Raw genomic sequence first — 16,347 nt, forward strand, 5'->3', positions numbered from 1 at the left:
CCTTCGTCCTGTTCCCCGTTCGGCGCGCCGGACGAGGCAGTGCCGGTTGTCGCGCGGTCGACTGCGGCAGCGTCGGCTGTCTCGGTATCGATTGCCGCAGTGCCGGCTGCCGAGGCGTCAGACCTCGCGGGCTCGGTGCGGCTCCAGGGCGCGCGGCAATCGGCGCAGCGCGGCGCATGCAGGCTGCCATGCAGATGCAGCACTGCCGGACTGCCCGCGCGCTCGTGCAGATCGTCCACGTTCTGCGTGATCACGGTGAGCCCCGGCGCATGCGCGGCCAGCCTGGCGATGGCCAGGTGCGCGGCATTCGGTCGGGCGCGCAGGGCCTGCTCGCGTCGCCATTCATACCAGCCCCAGACCAGGTCGGGATGGGCGCGGAAGGCCTCGGGCGTAGCCAGGGCCTGCGCGTCGAAGCGCGACCACAGTCCGGTGAGCGCGTCGCGGAACGTCGCGATGCCGCTCTCGGCGGATACGCCCGCGCCCGTGAAGACCACGGGCCGCCTGCTTTGCCGCAGGGCCTGCGCCAGCGCGGCGGGAATGTCGTGCTGCGGGCCGGTCATCGCGGACGGGCGCAAGCGGGGCGCGTGGGGAAGTCGGTGGCGTGGTGCATGTTCAACCTGATCGATGGTTCGCTACGCTGCCTGTCCGCGGGCATGGCTGTCAAGCCGCGCGGCAAATGCCGTGCTGGTCGCAATCGCCGCGACCGGCGCATGGGCATTGCGCTTGTGGGTTCCCGAATCGTGGATACTGCCACCAGGATTTTGGGAACATCAACTGGGCCAGGGCGGATTCGCCCGCCGCGCCCTACCTGGGAGACTAGCAATGCCTGAACCGATCGCGGGCCTGGACCGGCTTCGTTCCTTCATCGCCACCGCCACGCGGCTGGCCGGCCCGGCGGGCCTGGCGCAAAGCCCGGCGCTGGAGTCCGCGTTCGCGGAGCTGCTGCGGCATGATGACTGGCTGCCCGAGGCCTGTACCGTGCCGCATCCACAGTATTACCAGCAATACCTGCTGCATTGCGACCCGCTGGAGCGCTTCTCCATGGTCAGTTTCGTCTGGGGGCCGGGCCAGAGCACGCCGGTGCACGATCACGAGGTCTGGGGCTACGTGGGCATGCTGCGCGGTTCGGAGATCAACCAGCGCTACGTGCGCGAGGCCGATGGCGGCCTGCGGCTGGCGGGCGCGGCATCGACCCTGGTGCCGGGCGACGTGGAGCGGCTGGCGCCCGAGGAAGGCGATATCCATCAGGTGTCCAACGCGCATGCCGATCGCGTGTCGATCAGCGTGCACCTGTATGGCGGCAACATCGGCGCGGTGTCGCGCCATGTCTATGATCCGGCCACCGGCGTGGCCAAGCCCTTCGTGTCGGGCTATTCCTCGACCAGCCTGCCCAATCTCTGGGACCGTTCGCAAGCGGTGCGCGCCGGGCTGGCCGCCTCGGCCTGACACGCGCTACCCCAAGGGCCGCGGACCTGTCCGCGGTCCGCGTCTCATGCTATGTTCTCGTCCTAAATATTAGGAAATAGACGATATGGACAAGACGCTGCTCAAGGGGCTGATGGTGCTGGAGGCGGTCACCGACGTGGACAATCCGCCGCGCACCATCGACGCGCTGGCCGCCCGCGTGGGACTGACCCGCAGCAATACCCACCGCACGCTGCAGACGCTGATCCATGCCGGCTATGTGATCAAGGACGACGAGGGCGGCGGCTATCGCGGCGCGGTGCGGCTGTTCGAACTGGCCGCGCGGCAACTGGCGCAGCTGGACGTGCGCAAGCTGGCCGCGCCCTACATGCGCACGCTGGCCGACCAGACCGGCGAAACCGTGCACCTGTCGGTGCTGGACGGCTTTGACGTGGTGTACGTGGACAAGATCGACAGCCCGCAGCCCATCCGCGCCTATTCCATGATCGGCGGACGCGCGCCGGCCTACGCCGTGGCCACCGGCAAGGCGCTGCTGGCCTATCAGTCCGACGGCTATGTCGAGCGCTACGCTGACAAGCTGCAGCGGCACACGCCGGCCACCATCGTCTCCATGCAACTGCTCAAGGACGAGCTGCGCAAGGTGGTGCGCGCCGGCTACGCCATCAATCGCGGCGAATGGCGCGAAGGCGTGGGCGGGCTGGCCGTGGCGCTGTTCAACAGCCTGGACCAGCCCGTGGCGGCCGTGGGCATCTCCGGTCCGCTGGACCGCCTCAGCGCGGCCCGGATGAAGCAGCTGGCGCCGGACGTGGCGGCCTGTGCGCAGGCGATATCCCAGGGCATGGGGTATCGCGGCGGCTTCCTGGGTCAGTAGCGCCCGCGTCCGCGAGCGCGGCGGCGATGCGCCGCGCTTGGTCCCGCGCCAGGCGGGCGTTCACGTCCATGGACGTGGTCCAGAAGTAGGTGCCGCCGGCCAGGCTACCCAGTACGGTGATCGCGGCTTGCGCGGCGCCGCAAGCGTCCAGCAGGCTGCCGGTGGCGTAGTCCAGCGCCAGCCCGCCATGCGGATGCGCTTGCCCGTGGCCGTCGCGCAGCAGCGCCGACACCAGGGGATCGGCGGCGCCGGCCGCGTCGACGGAGAAACTGGTGGCGTTGATCAGATAGCGGCTGCGCAGCTCGCGCTCGCCTGCCGGCGTGCGCAGGCGGGTCACGAAGCCGCCGGCGGCGTCATGGCGGCTGTCGACGTAGCCGCTCAGCACTTCCAGCTGGCCGGCGCGGAAGAGCGCCTGCAGCTTGCGCGCGTTGCGCATCGGAAAGTTGGCGCGGCGCGCCATCCACAGCGCGCGCCATTGCGATTGGAAGCGCGCGCGCTCGGCGTCTGGCAGCAGATGCCAGATCAGGTCCACGGCCGCGTTGGTCGCCGCGGCCACCGCCTGCCATGGGCGCGCGCCGTGTTCGGAACGGCGGATCTCGTCGTCCAGCGCGGTCCGCGCGTCGCCGTCACCGCCCAGGATGTCCTCGGTGTCGATCGTGCCGCCCAGCGCCCGCACCTCGCGGTCCAGCGCCGCGGCGATCCGTTCCAGCGTCAGCGCGCCGCCGTGCGCGTTCGCCAGTTTCAGCGCGCCATCGCGGCTCAGTTCGGCCAGGCCCTGCGGCGGGGGCCGGTTATGCGGACTGCGCACCGAGGGCAGCCGGCCATTGCGCGATACGCAGACGAGCGGACCGCGATGCTCGGCCTGCTGCAGCGCGGCCACAGCATCGACCGCGCTCAGGCTGGTGCCGATCACGCAGACCGTGGCGTCGGAGGCGATGCCGGCCGCCAGCTCGCTGACCGGATAGGGGCTGTTGAAGTAGCCGGGCGCGGCTTCCAGCGCCGGGAAGGCGCGCGAGGGCAGGTTGCCGTTGCACAGCGCCACGCGCCGCGCCACACAGGGCTGTCCCGATTCCGCCAACACCCGCACGCGTCCGTCCGCCAGCGGCGTGATGCCGCCGACGCGCGCGCGCACGTGTTCCAGCGTCACGCCTCGGCCTGGCGCCAGCGCGCGCGCCCGCTCGTAGGCGTGGGCCATGTAGGCGCCGAACAAGGGCCGGGGCAGGAAGTCGCCCGGATCGATCGCGCCTTCCACCCCGTGGCCCGCCAGCCAGGCGGGATCCTGCCGGCGCAGCCAGTCCACGAAATCCAGGCGCTCGTCGGCCAGCGCCGACATATTGCCAGCCGGGATGTTGAGCAGGTTGCTGCGCAGGTCGTCCTGGTAGGCGCCGCCCGGCCCGGGATGCTCCTGCGGTTCGTACAACCGCAGGCTGAGCGGCCGGCCGCCGCCGGCGGGCAGCGACAGCAGGAACTGGAGCAGCAGGCTGACGCCGACCGATCCGCCGCCGATGATGGCCAGGTCGACGGCCTGCGCGTCGCGCGTGTCGGGGGCGGCCGTCATTTGGCCGCCGACAGGCGCACGACCTCGGCCCAGCGGGCGGTCTCCTGCTGCAACATGCGCCGGGTGTCGGCCGGCGAGGTGGCGACGGCGTCGGCGCCGAGCTTCTGCGCCGCCTGCTTCACCGATTCCATCGCGGCGGCCTTCTGCATGCCGGCCGAGAGCTTGTCCACGATGGCGGCCGGCGTGCCTGCCGGCGCCAGCAGGGCGTAGGTGGTGGCCACCGAATAGTCCTTCACGCCCTGTTCGATCAGCGTGGGCAGCTCGGGCAAGGCCGAGGCGCGCGTGGGCGTGGTCACGGCCAGCAGCCGGATCTTGCCGCTGGCGGCCTGCGGCAGCAGCGCGGGCAGGGTCTCGATGACCATGTCGATCTGGCCGCCGAGCAGGTCGGTGATGGCCGGCCCGCTGCCGCGATACGGCACGTGCATCAGCCGCGTGCCGGTGACCACCTGGAACAGCTCGCCGGCCATGTGCTGCGAGGTGCCCGGTCCGGCCGAGCCGTAGGTGATGGACCCAGGCTTGGCCTTGGCCAGCGCGATCAGCTCCTGCACATTGCGCGCCGGCACCTTGCTGTTGACCGCCACCGCCATGGGCATGCTGGTCGCCATCGACACGCCGACGAAGGCCGTGCCGAAGTCGTAGCCGGGCTTGTCGGGCATGGCGGCGTGGATCGCATGGCTGCCCACCGCGCCCATCAGCAGCGTGTAGCCGTCGGGGGCCGACTTGGCCACGTATTCCGCGCCGATCTCGCCGCCGGCGCCGGCCTTGTTCTCGACCACCACGCTCTGGCCCAGATAGTCGCCCAGGTGCTGGGCGTAGATGCGCGCGGCGGCGTCGGTGGCGCCGCCGGGCGGGAAGGGCACGACCATGCGCACGGGCTTGCTGGGCCAGGCGTCGGCCGCCTGCGCGGGGCCGGCCGCCAGTCCCAGCGCCAGGGCGGCAGCGGCGAATACGGCGAGTGTTCTCATGACTGTCTCCTTGGGGGGGGTGGACCTTCCTGCTCGGGGTCAGTCCTTATGAATCCCAAATAATAGGACTTGAATTCCAATAAATGGTTTACCTAGAATTCCACACGGTGATATGCTGGTCAACGATTAAGCAGTGGACCTAGGGAATGCTCTAGGTTTCACAGGAATTCCAGGCAAAGCCAGCCAAGCGCGACGGCCATGGTGCCATTGCCGGATTCGTCGCTATAGATTATTTTTCGTATCCCAAATATTGAATTTTCATAACGAGAGGTCAGACATGACACCCAGCTCGGCACTGGCCGGCATCACGGTGCTGGAGATTTGCAATGTGGCGGCGGGGCCGTTCTGCGGCATGCTGCTGGCGGACATGGGCGCCGACGGGATCAAGGTCGAGAACCCCGATGGCGGCGACACGCTGCGCAGCTGGCCGCCGATCTCCGACGGCTACAGCGAGAACTTCGCCTCGCTCAATCGCAACAAGCGCTCCGTGACCTTGAATCTCAAGAGCCCCGAGGACCTGGAACTGGCGCGCGAGCTGGCGCTGACCGTCGACGTGCTGATCGAGAACAACCGGCCCGGCGTGATGGACCGGCTGGGCCTGGGCTACGAGGCATTGAAGGCGCGCAATCCCCGGCTGGTGTATTGCTCGATCTCGGCCTACGGCCAGTCCGGCCCGCGTGCGCAGGAAGGCGGCTTCGACCTCACCATCCAGGCCATGAGCGGCATCATGAGCGTCACCGGCGAGGCCGGTGGCGAGCCCGTCAAGTGCGGCGTGCCGCTGGCGGACTTCTCGGCCGGGCTGTATGGCGCCTTCGCCATCGCCTCGGCGCTGCGCGCGGCGCAGGCCAGCGGGCAGGGCGCGCACATCGATGTGCCCATGCTGGGCGCCACGCTGGGCATCGCCGCGCTGCAGACCTCCGAGTTCTTCGGCAGCGGGCGCGATCCGGTCAAGCTTGGCTCCGCCCATCCGCGCAACGCGCCCTACCAGGCGTTCCGTTGCAAGGGCGGCTACTTCGGCATGGCCGCCGGCAACCAGGCACTGTGGAAGAGCGTGTGCGCGGTGGTCGGCCGCGACGACCTGCTGGCCGATGCCCGTTTCGCCGATACCAGCCTGCGCGCCCGCAACCAGGACGCGCTGCGCGAGATCCTGGAAGCCATCTTCGCCGGCGACGAGGCCGCGTCCTGGCTGGCGCGCTTTCGCGAGGCGGGCGTGCCCTGCGCGCCGATCAATACCTATTCGGAAGTGCTGGCCGATCCGCAGGTCGAGCACATGGGCTGGGTGCAAGCGCTGGACCTGCCCAACGGCGTGCGCACGCGCACCTTCGGCCTGCCGGTGCGCTTCGACGGCCAGACCACGGCGCTGCGTCGCCGCCCGCCCGCGCTGGGCGAGCACAACGAGGAAGTGCTGGGCGCGTTGCGCGCGCGGCGCAAGGAGACGGCATGAGCGGCATCACGGAAACGGACGGCCTGCGGGTCGAGCGGCGAGGCGCGCTGCATCTGCTGACGCTGACGCGCCCGGACAAGATGAACGCGTTGTCGGCCGGGCTGGTCGAGGCGCTGATCGCGGCGGTGGACCGGGCGCAGGCCGAGCAGGCGCGCGCCATCGTGTTCCAGGGCGAGGGCCGCAATTTCAGCGCTGGCTTCGACTTCGGCGATTGGGAATCGCAGAGCGAGGGCGACCTGCTGCTGCGCTTCGTGCGCATCGAGATGTTGCTGCAGCGCGTGGCGGCTTCGCCCTGCCTGACGGTGGCGCTGGCGCATGGCCGCAACTTCGGCGCCGGCGTGGATCTGTTCGGCGCCTGCAAGTGGCGGCTGGCCGCGCCCGAGGCCAGCTTCCGCATGCCGGGGCTGAAGTTCGGGCTGGTGCTGGGCACGCGGCGCTTCGCCGCGCTGGTGGGCGCCGAGCGTGCGCGCACCATCCTGGAACAGGCCGCGACTTTCGACGCCGAAGCGGCTTTGCGCGACGGCTTCGTCAGCCGGCTGGCGGCGCAAGACGAATGGCCGGCGGCGGCGGACGAGGCGCTGGCCGTCGCGTCCGCGCTGACCGATGCGAGCCGCGCGCAACTGTACGCCGCGCTGTCGCTCGAGGCGCCGGATGCCGACCTGGCGCGGCTGACGCGCTCGGCCGCCGAGCCGGGGCTCAAGGCCCGCGTGGCCGCCTATTTGCAGGCCCGCTAGCCGCGCGGCGGGACAAGGAGACAAGATGGGTTCGGGATACAACCAGAAGAACAAGCAGCGCACGCTGGCGGAACTGGCCGCCATGGTGCCGGACGGCGCCAGCATCGCGCTGGGCGGCAGCTTCCTGCATCGCGGGCCGTTCGGTTTCGTGCGCGAACTGATCCGGCAGGGCAAGCGTGACCTGGAACTGATCAAGCAGTCGCCCGGCTACGACGTGGACATCCTGTGCCGCGCCGGCGCGCTGCGCCGCGTGCGCGCGGGCATCGTTGCCATGGAAGGCAATTTCGGCCTGGCGCCCTGGTACCGCAAGGCGATCGAGCGCGGCGAGGTCGAACTGGAAGAGCATGCCTGCGCCAGCCTCACGGCGGGCCTGCGGGCGGCGGCGTTCGGCGTGCCGTTCCAGCCCTGCGGCGGCCTGCATGGCAGCGGCCTGCCCGAACTGAACGGCTGGAAATGCATCGACGATCCCTACGGCAGCGGCCAGCGAACCTGGGTGGTGCCGGCGGTGCGGCCGGACTTTGCCGTGATCCAGGCGTCCGAGATCGACGCGCAGGGCAATGTACGCGTGAGCGGCACCGCGCACTGGGACCGCATCATGTCGCGCGCCGCCGGCAGCGTGTTGGTGGTGGCCGAGAAACGGGTCGACAGCGCGGTGTTCGAGGCCCAGCCCGAGTCCACGCTGGTGCCGTATTTCATGGTGCAGGCCTACGCATTGGCGCCGGGCAGCGCCTGGCCTGGCTCGTGCTGGCCGGCCTACGCGATCGACTACCCGGCCGTCGAGGCCTACATGGACAAGAACAGCGAACTGGCCGCCCACCTGGCGGCGGCGCCGGAAGCGCAGGAGGCCAGCCATGGCTGAGCAATGGTCGGGCTTTTCCTACATCGTGACCAACCTGGCGCGCTTCATCCGCCCGGACGAGATCACCTTCAGCGGCGTCAATTCCACCATGCCGATGCTGGCCTGCCTGCTGGCCAAGCGCGCCTATGACTGGGACTACGTCTACATCAACGTGGCGGGCGGCGTGGATCCCAGGCCCTCGCACGTGCCGCTGTCCAGCTCCGATCCGGTGCTGGCCGAACACACGGCGTCGATCTTCGCCAACGAGGATTTCTACGACCTGTGCACGCGCGGCCGCATGGACTTGACCTTCCTGGGCGCGGCCCAGATCGACGGCGAGGGCTGCGCCAACAACTCCTGCATCGGCGACTGGCACGCGCCCAAGGTCCGCCTGCCGGGCGGCGGAGGCGGCGCGGTCATGCTGCCCACGGCGCGGCGCGCCTGCACCTGGCGCACCGAGCACTCGACGCGCACGCTGGTGCCCAGGCTGGATTTCGTCACGTCCTGGGGCGGTTTTCACGGCGTCGTCACGCCGATCGCCGTGTTCATCAAGCGCGACGGGCGGCTGGCCCTGCAGTCCTGGCATCCGGGGGCGAGTCTCGCCGAGGTGCGCGAGCGCACCGGCTTCGCGTTCGACGCCAGCGGCGCCGCGCCCACCGAGCCGCCCACGCCGGCCGAGGCGCGCGCCTTGCGCGAGCTGGATCCCGACGGCCAATTCGAACGCGATGCGGCGGTGACGCTGCGCTGAGTAGGACCACCCCCGAGCGCTGGCGCGCTCCCCCCTCAAGGGGGCGCCGCGATGGCCCGGCAGAGCCGGATCCATGCGGCCCCGATCGCCTGGAGACACTGGTATGAACGACGCCGATGCCACGCTGGTGGCCGCCTATGCACGTGCCTGGACTCGTCCGGATCGGGCGGGACTGCCCGCCCTGGTCGCTGAAGGCGTCGCGTTGAGCTACGCGGCACTGCATGAGCGCGTGGCTCGCGCCGCGGGCGCGCTGCGGGCGGCGGGCGTGGGCGAGGGGGACTTTGTCGCCGTGGCGATGGAGCGCTCGCTGGAGCAACTGATCGCGATCCTGGGCACGATGGCGGCGGGCGCCTGCCCGTGTCCGCTGGAACCGCGCCTGGCCGATGAGGAAACCGCGCGCCGCGTCGCCGCGGTGGGACTGACCTGGATGCTGCACGACCCCGCGCACGCGGGCATGGCCGCCGCGTCCGGGCTGCCGGCGGCCCGCCTGCTGCCCGCCGAGCGCCTGGCGCTGGGCGACCCCGCCTGGGTGCAGGCGCTGGCGCCGGACGCGCCGGCGCTGCTGCTGTTCACCTCCGGCAGCACCGGCCATCCCAAGGGCGTGCTGCTGAGCCATCGCGGGCTGATGAACAATGCGCGCGGCGTGCTGGCGCATAGCGGCCTGACGCCGGACGACCGGCTGCTGCATGTGATGCCGCTGCATCACACCAACGCGCTGAACAACCAGGTCTTCACGCCGCTGCTGGCCGGGGCCCGCGTGGCGCTGGCCGGACGCTTCCGCGCCGAGGACATGCCGGGGCTGCTGGCGCGCTGGCGGCCCACCATCATGACCGGCGTGCCGACCATGTACGCGCGCATGCTGGACCTGGCATTCGAACCCGCCAGCCTGGCGGGCCTGCGCTACGCGCGTTGCGGCTCGGCACCGATCACCGAGGCGCTGCACCGGCGCATCGAGGCTTTCCTGGGCTGCCCGCTGCTGGTGTCCTACGGCCTGTCGGAGGCGACCTGCACCTCCACCATGAATCCGCCCGGCGCGCGGCGCGTGGGCACGGTGGGCACGGTGCTGGCCGGCCAGCGCGTGGTCCTGCGCCAGCCGGACGGCAACGCGGCGCCGGCTGGCGGCGAGGGCGAGATCTGCATCGAGGGCGACAGCCTGATGCTGGGCTACCTGGGCGCGCAGGGCCAGGCCGGCGTGGCGGACGGGCGGCTGAGCACCGGCGACGTGGGCCGCTTCGACGCCGACGGCTATCTGACCATCACCGGGCGCATCAAGGACGTGATCATCCGTGGCGGCGAGAACATCTCGCCGGCGCTGGTGGAGGGCGTGGTGGCGGCGTTGCCCGGCGTGGCGGCCTGCTGCGTGGTGGGCGCGCCCGATGCCGACCTGGGCGAAGTCCCGGTGGTCTTCGCGACCCGCGCGGCCGGCGCGCCGCCGGCGGACGAGGCGGGGATCCGCGCCGCCGTGCTGGCGGGCCTGGGCCGCATCTATGTGCCGCGCGACGTGCTCTGGGTGGACGCGCTGCCCGAGAACGCGGTGGGCAAGGTGGATCGCAAGGCGCTGGCGGCAAGGGTGGCGGGATGACACGTATTTCCAGCCCAGTGCGCTGCGGTAAGCCCGGATTGCTCGAAAGACGAGATAGGCGATACGGTTGACCCTTGAATGGTGTTTGAACCATAATGACCATATTGATCATTATGGTTTGAGGTGCGCAATGATTACCGAAGTCAGTGCCGTGAACTTTCGGCAGAACCTGGGAGAAATGCTCAATCAGGTGCAATACCGCAACGACAGCATTGTCATCAACAAGGATGGCAAGGCGGTTGCCGCGCTTGTTGACGCCGAATTGTTTGCTCGTATCCGTCGCATGCAAGAGCGCTTTGACGCGCTCAGTAATCGGATCGGGGATGCCTATGCCCGCGTTCCGGAGGACGAGGGCCTGGTTGAGATCGAGGCTGCGGTGGCAGCGGAACGAAAGGCGCGTTGATGCCAGGACTGCGCGTAGTCCTGGACACTAACGTGTTGGTATCGGGCCTGGCTTACCCGACAAGCATGCCCGGGCGCATAGTTGCCGCGTGGCGGCATGGGGGACTTGACGTCGCGCTGTCTCACTACATTCTTGATGAATTGGTGCGCGTGCTGCCGCGCTTGCCGCGACTGCAGATGACGCCCGCGGAAATTCGGGATCTGGCCGATAGCCTGATGTTTCTTGCCGATATCGTCGAGCCAGCGAAAGCAAGGGATGAGGGACTGCGCGATGAGGCCGACCAGCCTGTGTTGCAGACGCTGCTGGCCGCGCAGGCGCAGTACCTGATCACGGGCGACAAGGACCTGCTGGCGCTGGCCGGGCGCTATCCGATTATCTCTCCGGCGGATTTCTGCGCCCGGCACGGCGCATAGGCCGTAGTCGCGCCTGCCATGTGCCTCGTCCCGGCTGCGGTGTGCGCCGGAAACGGAAGCGGCTAATCCAGCCCCACGAACCCACCCGTCTGGTGGCTCCACAGCCGTGCATACAGCCCGCCCCGGGCCACCAGCTCGGCATGCGTGCCGACCTCGACGATGCGGCCCTGGTCCAGCACCACCAGCCGGTCCATGCGGGCGATGGTGGACAGCCGGTGCGCGATGGCGATCACGGTCTTGCCCTGCATCAGCGTCTCCAGGCTTTCCTGGATGGCGGATTCGACTTCCGAGTCCAGCGCCGAGGTGGCTTCGTCCAGGATCAGGATGGGAGCGTCCTTGAGCAGCACGCGGGCGATGGCGATGCGCTGGCGCTGGCCGCCGGACAGCTTGACGCCGCGTTCACCGACGTGCGCGTCCAGGCCGCGGCGGCCTTCGCCGTCGACCAGCCCGGCGATGAAGTCGCCGGCCCGCGCGCGCCGCACCGCGTCCTGCAGCTGTTGCTCGGACGCGTCGGGGCGGCCATAGAGCAGGTTGTCGCGGATGGAGCGGTGCAGCAGCGAGGTGTCCTGCGTGACCACGCCGATCTGCGAGCGCAGGCTTTCCTGGGTGACGCCGGCGATGTCCTGGCCGTCGATCAGGATGCGTCCGCCCTGCAGGTCGTACAGGCGCAGCAGCACGTTGACCAGCGTGGACTTGCCGGCGCCGGACGGGCCGATCAGGCCGATCTTCTCGCCGGCGCGCACCGTCAGGTCCAGGTGCGGAATGACCTCGCGGGCGCCGCCATAGTGGAAGGACACGTCGTCGAAACGCACCTCGCCGCGCGCGATCGCCAGCGGGCGGGCAGCCGGCGCGTCGAGCACCTGCTTGGGCTGCGAGATGGTGCTCAGCGCATCCTGCACGATGCCGACGTTCTCGAAGATGCCGCTGACTTCCCACATGATCCAGGCCGACATGTTGTTGATGCGGATCACCAGGCCCAGCGCCAGCGTGATCGCGCCCAGCGTGATGCTGTCCTGGCTCCACAGCCACAGCGCCAGGCCGGCGGTGCCGACGATCAGCACGCCGTTCAGCGTGTTGATGGACACGTCCATCGCGGTGATGACGCGGGTCGATAGCTGCTGCTTTTCCGTCTGTTCGGCCAGCGCCTGGCGTGCGTAGTTCTCTTCCTGCCGGGCATGGGCGAAGAGCTTGAGCGTGCCGATGTTGGTATAGCCGTCGACGATGCGGCCCATGAGCTTGGAGCGCGCTTCCGACGCGGTCACGGCGCGCGCCTGCATGCGCGGCACGAAATAGCCCAGCATGCAGCAGTAGCCGACGATCCACAGCACCAGCGGGATCACCAGCCGCCAGTCGGCCTCGGCGAACAGGTACAGCGCGCTGACCACGTACAGGATGACGTGCCACAGCGCGTCCACCGACTGCACGGCGGAATCGCGCAGCGCGCTGCCGGCCTGCATGACGCGGTTGGCGACGCGGCCGGCGAAGTCGTTGTGGAAGAACGCCAGCCCCTGGCCCAGCACGTAGCGGTGGTTCTGCCAGCGCACCAGCGTGGTCAGGCTGGGCGCGATGGTCTGGTGGGTCAGCAGGTCGTGCGCGGCGATCGCCAGCGGGCGCAGCACCATCACCACCACCGCCATCCACAGCAGCAGGCCGGCGTGGCGCTGGAAGAACTCGGCGGGCGGCGTGTCGCGCGCCAGGTCGACGATGTCGGCCAGGAAGCTGAACAGCGCCACCTCGACCAGCGCGCCCGCCAGCCCCACCACCAGCAGCACGGCGAAGATCGGCCAGACCTGCAGCAGGTAGTAGGCGTAGAAGCGCAGCACGCGGCCGGGCGGGGTGATGTCCGGGGCATCCTTGAACGGGTCTATCAGGCTTTCGAAACGACGGAAGATGGATTTGCTCTGGACGCCGGGCATGGATGATCCGTAGGGGCGCCTGGCCGGCCTTGTGGGCGCGGCGGGCGCGGACGGCCGTGGCGCGGCTGCGCGGACGGCAGACGCCTAGCGTAGCAAATGTTTGTGGAGACGCCGTTGAATGGGGGCCTCTACCTCGCCCGGCGGGTGCCGCCGGCGCGCCGGCTGGCTTTATCGGAAACGATGTTGTCCTCGGCCATGCGCCGGCCGCGTTGCTCGATGTGCGCCAGGAAGCCGCGCAGCTGCTCGACCTCGGTCGCGCTCAGGTCCTGCACCAGCATGTCGTTCAGGCGCGCGACCTCGGGCAGCAGCGCCAGGTAGCGTTCCTGCCCGCGCTCGGTGGCCTCGACCCGGACCACGCGCCGGTCGGCGCTGTCGTGCAGCCGGCGCAGCCAGCCCTTCTCGCACAGCGTGCCCAGCGTGCGCGACGTGCGCGCCAGATCCAGCTTGGCCGCCGCCGCCAGTTCGGCCGAGGTCATGATGCCGCCTTCCACCGCGCAGGCCAGCAACCGCCACTCGCGCCGGGTGATGCCGTAGCGGCCTTCGCACAGGCGCACGAACACCGGGTTGGATTGCGACCAAGCCTGGTAGAGACGGTACATCAGCATATCGGACAGGCTGGCCTGGCCGTGGGCTGGGGGCGTTGCCATGGCGTCTCCCGCGGGCCGAGCTGTTGCCGGTCGCGCATGCATATCGTTATGGAAAGTACTGGATTAGATCAACAAAGCGTCGCGTTGCTAAATTCATTTTGCCCATTTGGGCATGCGCCGGGCATAGGGAATAGCCCCCGGAGCAACCACGGGGAATGGCCCCGGCATCCGGCCAACCGGCCGGGAGCGCCAAGGGCCGCAGCGAACCAGGAGATAGCGATGCGCAACAGATTGAGCGGCTGGGCGACGGGCCTGGCCTTGGCGGCAAGCGTGGCGGCCTGTCCCGCCGTACAGGCCCAGCCGCCGCTGGACGGCGCACTGACCATCGTGGTGGGTTATCCGCCCGGCGGCAGTTCCGACCGCGTCGCGCGGCTGGTGGCGGACCGGCTCAAGGAGCGCATCGGCGCGCCGGTGGTGGTAGAGAACAAGACCGGGGCCGGCGGCCGCATCGCCGCCCAGGGCCTGCATGCGGCCGGGGCGGCGCAGAACGTGCTGATGCTGGCCAATCCGGCCGTCATGGTGGTGGCGCCGCTGGTCTACGACAAGCCTGGCTACGACGCGCAACGCGATTTCAAGCCGGTGTCGCTGGTGAGCCGCTACAAGTTCGCGCTGGCGGTGGCGGCGGATTCCAAGGTGCGCGACGTGGCCGGCCTGCGCCAGGTCCTGCGCGACGATCCCCGGCTGTTCTCGGTGGGCGTGCCCGCCACCGGCAGCCTGCCGCATTTCTTCGCGCTGATGCTGGGCCGCGCCATCAGCAAGGAGCCCGAGATTGTCGGCTACCGGGGATCGGCGCCGCTGATCTCCGAGCTGATCGGCGGCGTCCTGCCGCAGGCCATCGACACGCTGGACACGCTGCTGCCGCAGCACCGCGCCGGCAAGATCCGCATCCTGGCGACGTCGGGCCAGACGCGCGATCCCGACCTGCCCGACGTGCCGACCTTCCGCGAGACCGGCGTGGACCTGGCCGCCGACGGCTGGAACGCCTTCTTCGCGCCGGCCGCCATGCCGGCGGACAAGGCCGAGCGGCTGGGCCGCGACATCGCCGCCGTGCTGGACGAGCCGGCCCTGCGCGAGGCCGTGCGCGCCGCCTACCTGGAACCGGTGTCGGCCGACGCCGCCCGCAGCGCCGAGGCGCTGGACGCCTACCGCAAGCAGTGGGAGCCGGTGGTGCGCGCGTCCGGCTTCACGGCCACGCAATAAGGACGGAGGCAGACATGGGCGCCGTCCAGAACGTGCTGTTCATCATGGCCGACCAGCTGCGGGCTGACCACCTGGGCTGCTACGGCCATCCCTACCTGGAGACGCCCAGCCTGGACGGGCTGGCGGCGCGCGGCGCGCGCTTCACGCGTGCCTTCGTCAACTCCGGGGTGTGCGGCCCGTCGCGCATGAGCTATTACACCGGCCGCTATCCATCGCGCCACGGCGCGACCTGGAACCGCGTGCCGCTCTCGGTCAACGAGATCACGCTGGGCGAATACCTGGCCGGCCGGGGCCGTGACCTGGCACTGGCCGGCAAGACCCACGTGATACCGGACAAGGCGGGCATGGAGCGGCTTTCCATCGACGGCGCGTCCGAACTGGGCATCCTCTTGAACCGGGGCGGCTTCGTCGAGCTGGACCGCTACGACGGCCACCATGAACCCGGGGCCGAGAGCGGCTATCCGGCCTTCCTGCGGCGTCACGGCTACGACAGCGCCGATCCCTGGAGCGACTACGTCATCGCCGGCGTGGACGCGTCCGGGCAGGTGGTCAGCGGCTGGAACATGCGCAATGTGCATCTGCCTTCGCGCGTGGCCGAGGCGCATTCCGAGACCGCCTACATGACGGACCAGGCGCTGGACTTCATGAAGCGGCGCGGCGGCCAGCCCTGGGTGCTGCATCTGAGCTATGTGAAGCCGCACTGGCCCTACATGGCGCCGGATCCCTACCATCGGCGCTACCGCGCGGACCAATGCCTGCCCGTGCGCCGCAGCCTTGCCGAGCTGGAGAATGCGCATCCGGTGGTGGCCGCCTACCGGCAGCACGAGGAAAGCGTCAGTTTTTCCAGCGACGATTGCGTGCGCGTGGTGCGTCCGGCCTACCAGGGCCTGATCCGGCAGCTGGACGACCATCTGGGACGCCTGTTCGACTACATGGAAGGCGCGGGCCTGATGAAGAACACGCTGATCGTGTTCACCGCCGACCACGGCGATTTCCTGGGCGACCATTGGCTGGGCGAGAAGGAACTGTTCTACGACACCGTGCAGCGCGTGCCCTTCATCGTCATGGATCCGTCCGGCGAGGCCGACGCCACGCGCGGCCAGGCGCTGGACCACATGGTCGAAAGCGTGGACCTGGTGCCCAGCGTGCTGCGCGCGCTGGACGCGCCCCGGCCGGCGCACCGGCTGGAAGGACGCGAACTGCAGGACGTGTTGCATGGCCTGCCTGCCGGCCAGCCCTGGCGCGACTGCGTGTATTCGGAGCTGGACTACAGCTTCCGCCAGGCTCGATTGCTGCGCGGCAAGACGCCACGCAATGCCCGCGCCTGGTCGGTGCGCACCGACCGGTGGCGCTATGTGTACTGGCTGGACGAGCCCGAGCAGCTGTACGACCTGCAGGCCGATCCCGACGAGTTCCAGGACCTGGGGACCAGCGCCGCGCACGCCGAGGTGCGCGCGGCCTTGCGCCAGCGCCTGCTGGAGTGGATGCTGCGCGGCCGCACCCGCACCACGATGAGCGACGAGGCGGTGGAGCGGGCCACCAACGCGCACAAGCGCGCGGGCGTCTATTTCGGGCAGTGGTAGGCGGCGCGCCGTCGCGGCCG

Annotated in this window: 16 protein-coding genes; 11 read left to right on the top strand and 5 right to left on the bottom strand. The window is 69.9% G+C overall.

Annotation, left to right across the window (positions count from 1 at the left end):
* A partial coding sequence (locus tag KDH83_RS05830; protein ID WP_283093803.1) for a Sir2 family NAD-dependent protein deacetylase occupies positions 1-560 on the bottom strand: 560 nt, incomplete at its 3' end.
* Positions 561-822: 262 nt separating this feature from the next.
* Here KDH83_RS05830 and KDH83_RS05835 point away from each other — a divergent pair.
* The gene (locus KDH83_RS05835) at positions 823-1,446 is read left to right on the top strand and encodes a cysteine dioxygenase (RefSeq protein ID WP_212313464.1); all 624 of its coding nucleotides are present in this window, start codon (positions 823-825) and stop codon (positions 1,444-1,446) included.
* 85 nt (positions 1,447-1,531) lie between these two features.
* Positions 1,532-2,296: an IclR family transcriptional regulator gene (locus KDH83_RS05840; RefSeq protein WP_212313465.1), complete on the top strand. Its 765-nt coding sequence runs from the start codon at positions 1,532-1,534 to the stop codon at positions 2,294-2,296.
* Here KDH83_RS05840 and KDH83_RS05845 read toward each other — a convergent pair.
* Both KDH83_RS05845 and KDH83_RS05850 read right to left on the bottom strand, forming a co-directional pair.
* On the bottom strand, positions 2,196-3,854 hold the full coding sequence (locus tag KDH83_RS05845) for an FAD/NAD(P)-binding protein (protein WP_212313466.1): 1,659 nt from the start codon (positions 3,852-3,854) through the stop codon (positions 2,196-2,198). The two genes, KDH83_RS05840 and KDH83_RS05845, sit on opposite strands and share 101 nt — an antisense overlap.
* On the bottom strand, positions 3,851-4,819 hold the full coding sequence (locus KDH83_RS05850; protein WP_212313467.1) for a tripartite tricarboxylate transporter substrate binding protein: 969 nt from the start codon (positions 4,817-4,819) through the stop codon (positions 3,851-3,853). Before KDH83_RS05850 ends, KDH83_RS05845 begins: the two co-directional genes overlap by 4 nt.
* A 277-nt stretch (positions 4,820-5,096) precedes the next feature.
* Here KDH83_RS05850 and KDH83_RS05855 point away from each other — a divergent pair, with 277 nt between their 5' ends.
* From KDH83_RS05855 to KDH83_RS05885, 7 genes are all read left to right on the top strand, one after another.
* Positions 5,097-6,263 carry a CoA transferase gene (locus KDH83_RS05855; protein WP_212313468.1) on the top strand — a complete coding sequence of 389 codons (1,167 nt, stop codon included), beginning with the start codon at positions 5,097-5,099 and terminating at the stop codon, positions 6,261-6,263.
* The gene (locus KDH83_RS05860; RefSeq protein WP_212313469.1) at positions 6,260-6,997 is read left to right on the top strand and encodes an enoyl-CoA hydratase/isomerase family protein; all 738 of its coding nucleotides are present in this window, start codon (positions 6,260-6,262) and stop codon (positions 6,995-6,997) included. The genes KDH83_RS05855 and KDH83_RS05860 overlap by 4 nt, the downstream gene beginning before the upstream one ends.
* Positions 6,998-7,022: 25 nt before the next feature.
* Positions 7,023-7,856, top strand: a complete 834-nt coding sequence (locus KDH83_RS05865; protein WP_212313471.1) for a CoA transferase — start codon at positions 7,023-7,025, stop codon at positions 7,854-7,856.
* Positions 7,849-8,583, top strand: coding sequence for a CoA-transferase (locus KDH83_RS05870; RefSeq protein WP_212313473.1), 735 nt, complete (start codon positions 7,849-7,851; stop codon positions 8,581-8,583). Before KDH83_RS05865 ends, KDH83_RS05870 begins: the two co-directional genes overlap by 8 nt.
* A gap of 103 nt (positions 8,584-8,686) precedes the next feature.
* Entirely contained in the window at positions 8,687-10,165 is a 1,479-nt protein-coding gene (locus tag KDH83_RS05875; protein WP_212313476.1) for a class I adenylate-forming enzyme family protein, read from the top strand.
* A gap of 130 nt (positions 10,166-10,295) precedes the next feature.
* A complete protein-coding gene (locus KDH83_RS05880) occupies positions 10,296-10,568 on the top strand; it encodes a type II toxin-antitoxin system prevent-host-death family antitoxin (protein ID WP_212313478.1) in 273 nt (90 codons plus the stop codon).
* A 32-nt stretch (positions 10,569-10,600) separates the two neighbouring features.
* Positions 10,601-10,981, top strand: coding sequence for a putative toxin-antitoxin system toxin component, PIN family (locus tag KDH83_RS05885; protein WP_349291603.1), 381 nt, complete (start codon positions 10,601-10,603; stop codon positions 10,979-10,981).
* 62 nt (positions 10,982-11,043) lie between these two features.
* Here KDH83_RS05885 and KDH83_RS05890 read toward each other — a convergent pair whose 3' ends face one another.
* Positions 11,044-12,897: an ABC transporter ATP-binding protein gene (locus KDH83_RS05890; protein ID WP_212313480.1), complete on the bottom strand. Its 1,854-nt coding sequence runs from the start codon at positions 12,895-12,897 to the stop codon at positions 11,044-11,046.
* A 128-nt stretch (positions 12,898-13,025) separates the two neighbouring features.
* Complete coding sequence (locus KDH83_RS05895) at positions 13,026-13,544, bottom strand: MarR family winged helix-turn-helix transcriptional regulator (protein WP_212313481.1); 519 nt, start codon at positions 13,542-13,544, stop codon at positions 13,026-13,028.
* A 219-nt stretch (positions 13,545-13,763) separates the two neighbouring features.
* Between KDH83_RS05895 and KDH83_RS05900 the strand changes: the two genes are divergently transcribed.
* Positions 13,764-14,744 carry a tripartite tricarboxylate transporter substrate-binding protein gene (locus KDH83_RS05900; protein WP_212313482.1) on the top strand — a complete coding sequence of 327 codons (981 nt, stop codon included), beginning with the start codon at positions 13,764-13,766 and terminating at the stop codon, positions 14,742-14,744.
* A gap of 14 nt (positions 14,745-14,758) precedes the next feature.
* Positions 14,759-16,327, top strand: coding sequence for a sulfatase-like hydrolase/transferase (locus KDH83_RS05905; RefSeq protein ID WP_212313483.1), 1,569 nt, complete (start codon positions 14,759-14,761; stop codon positions 16,325-16,327).
* Positions 16,328-16,347 lie beyond the last annotated feature (20 nt).

Source organism: Achromobacter sp. Marseille-Q0513, assembly GCF_018195695.1.
Taxonomy (GTDB): domain Bacteria; phylum Pseudomonadota; class Gammaproteobacteria; order Burkholderiales; family Burkholderiaceae_B; genus Achromobacter.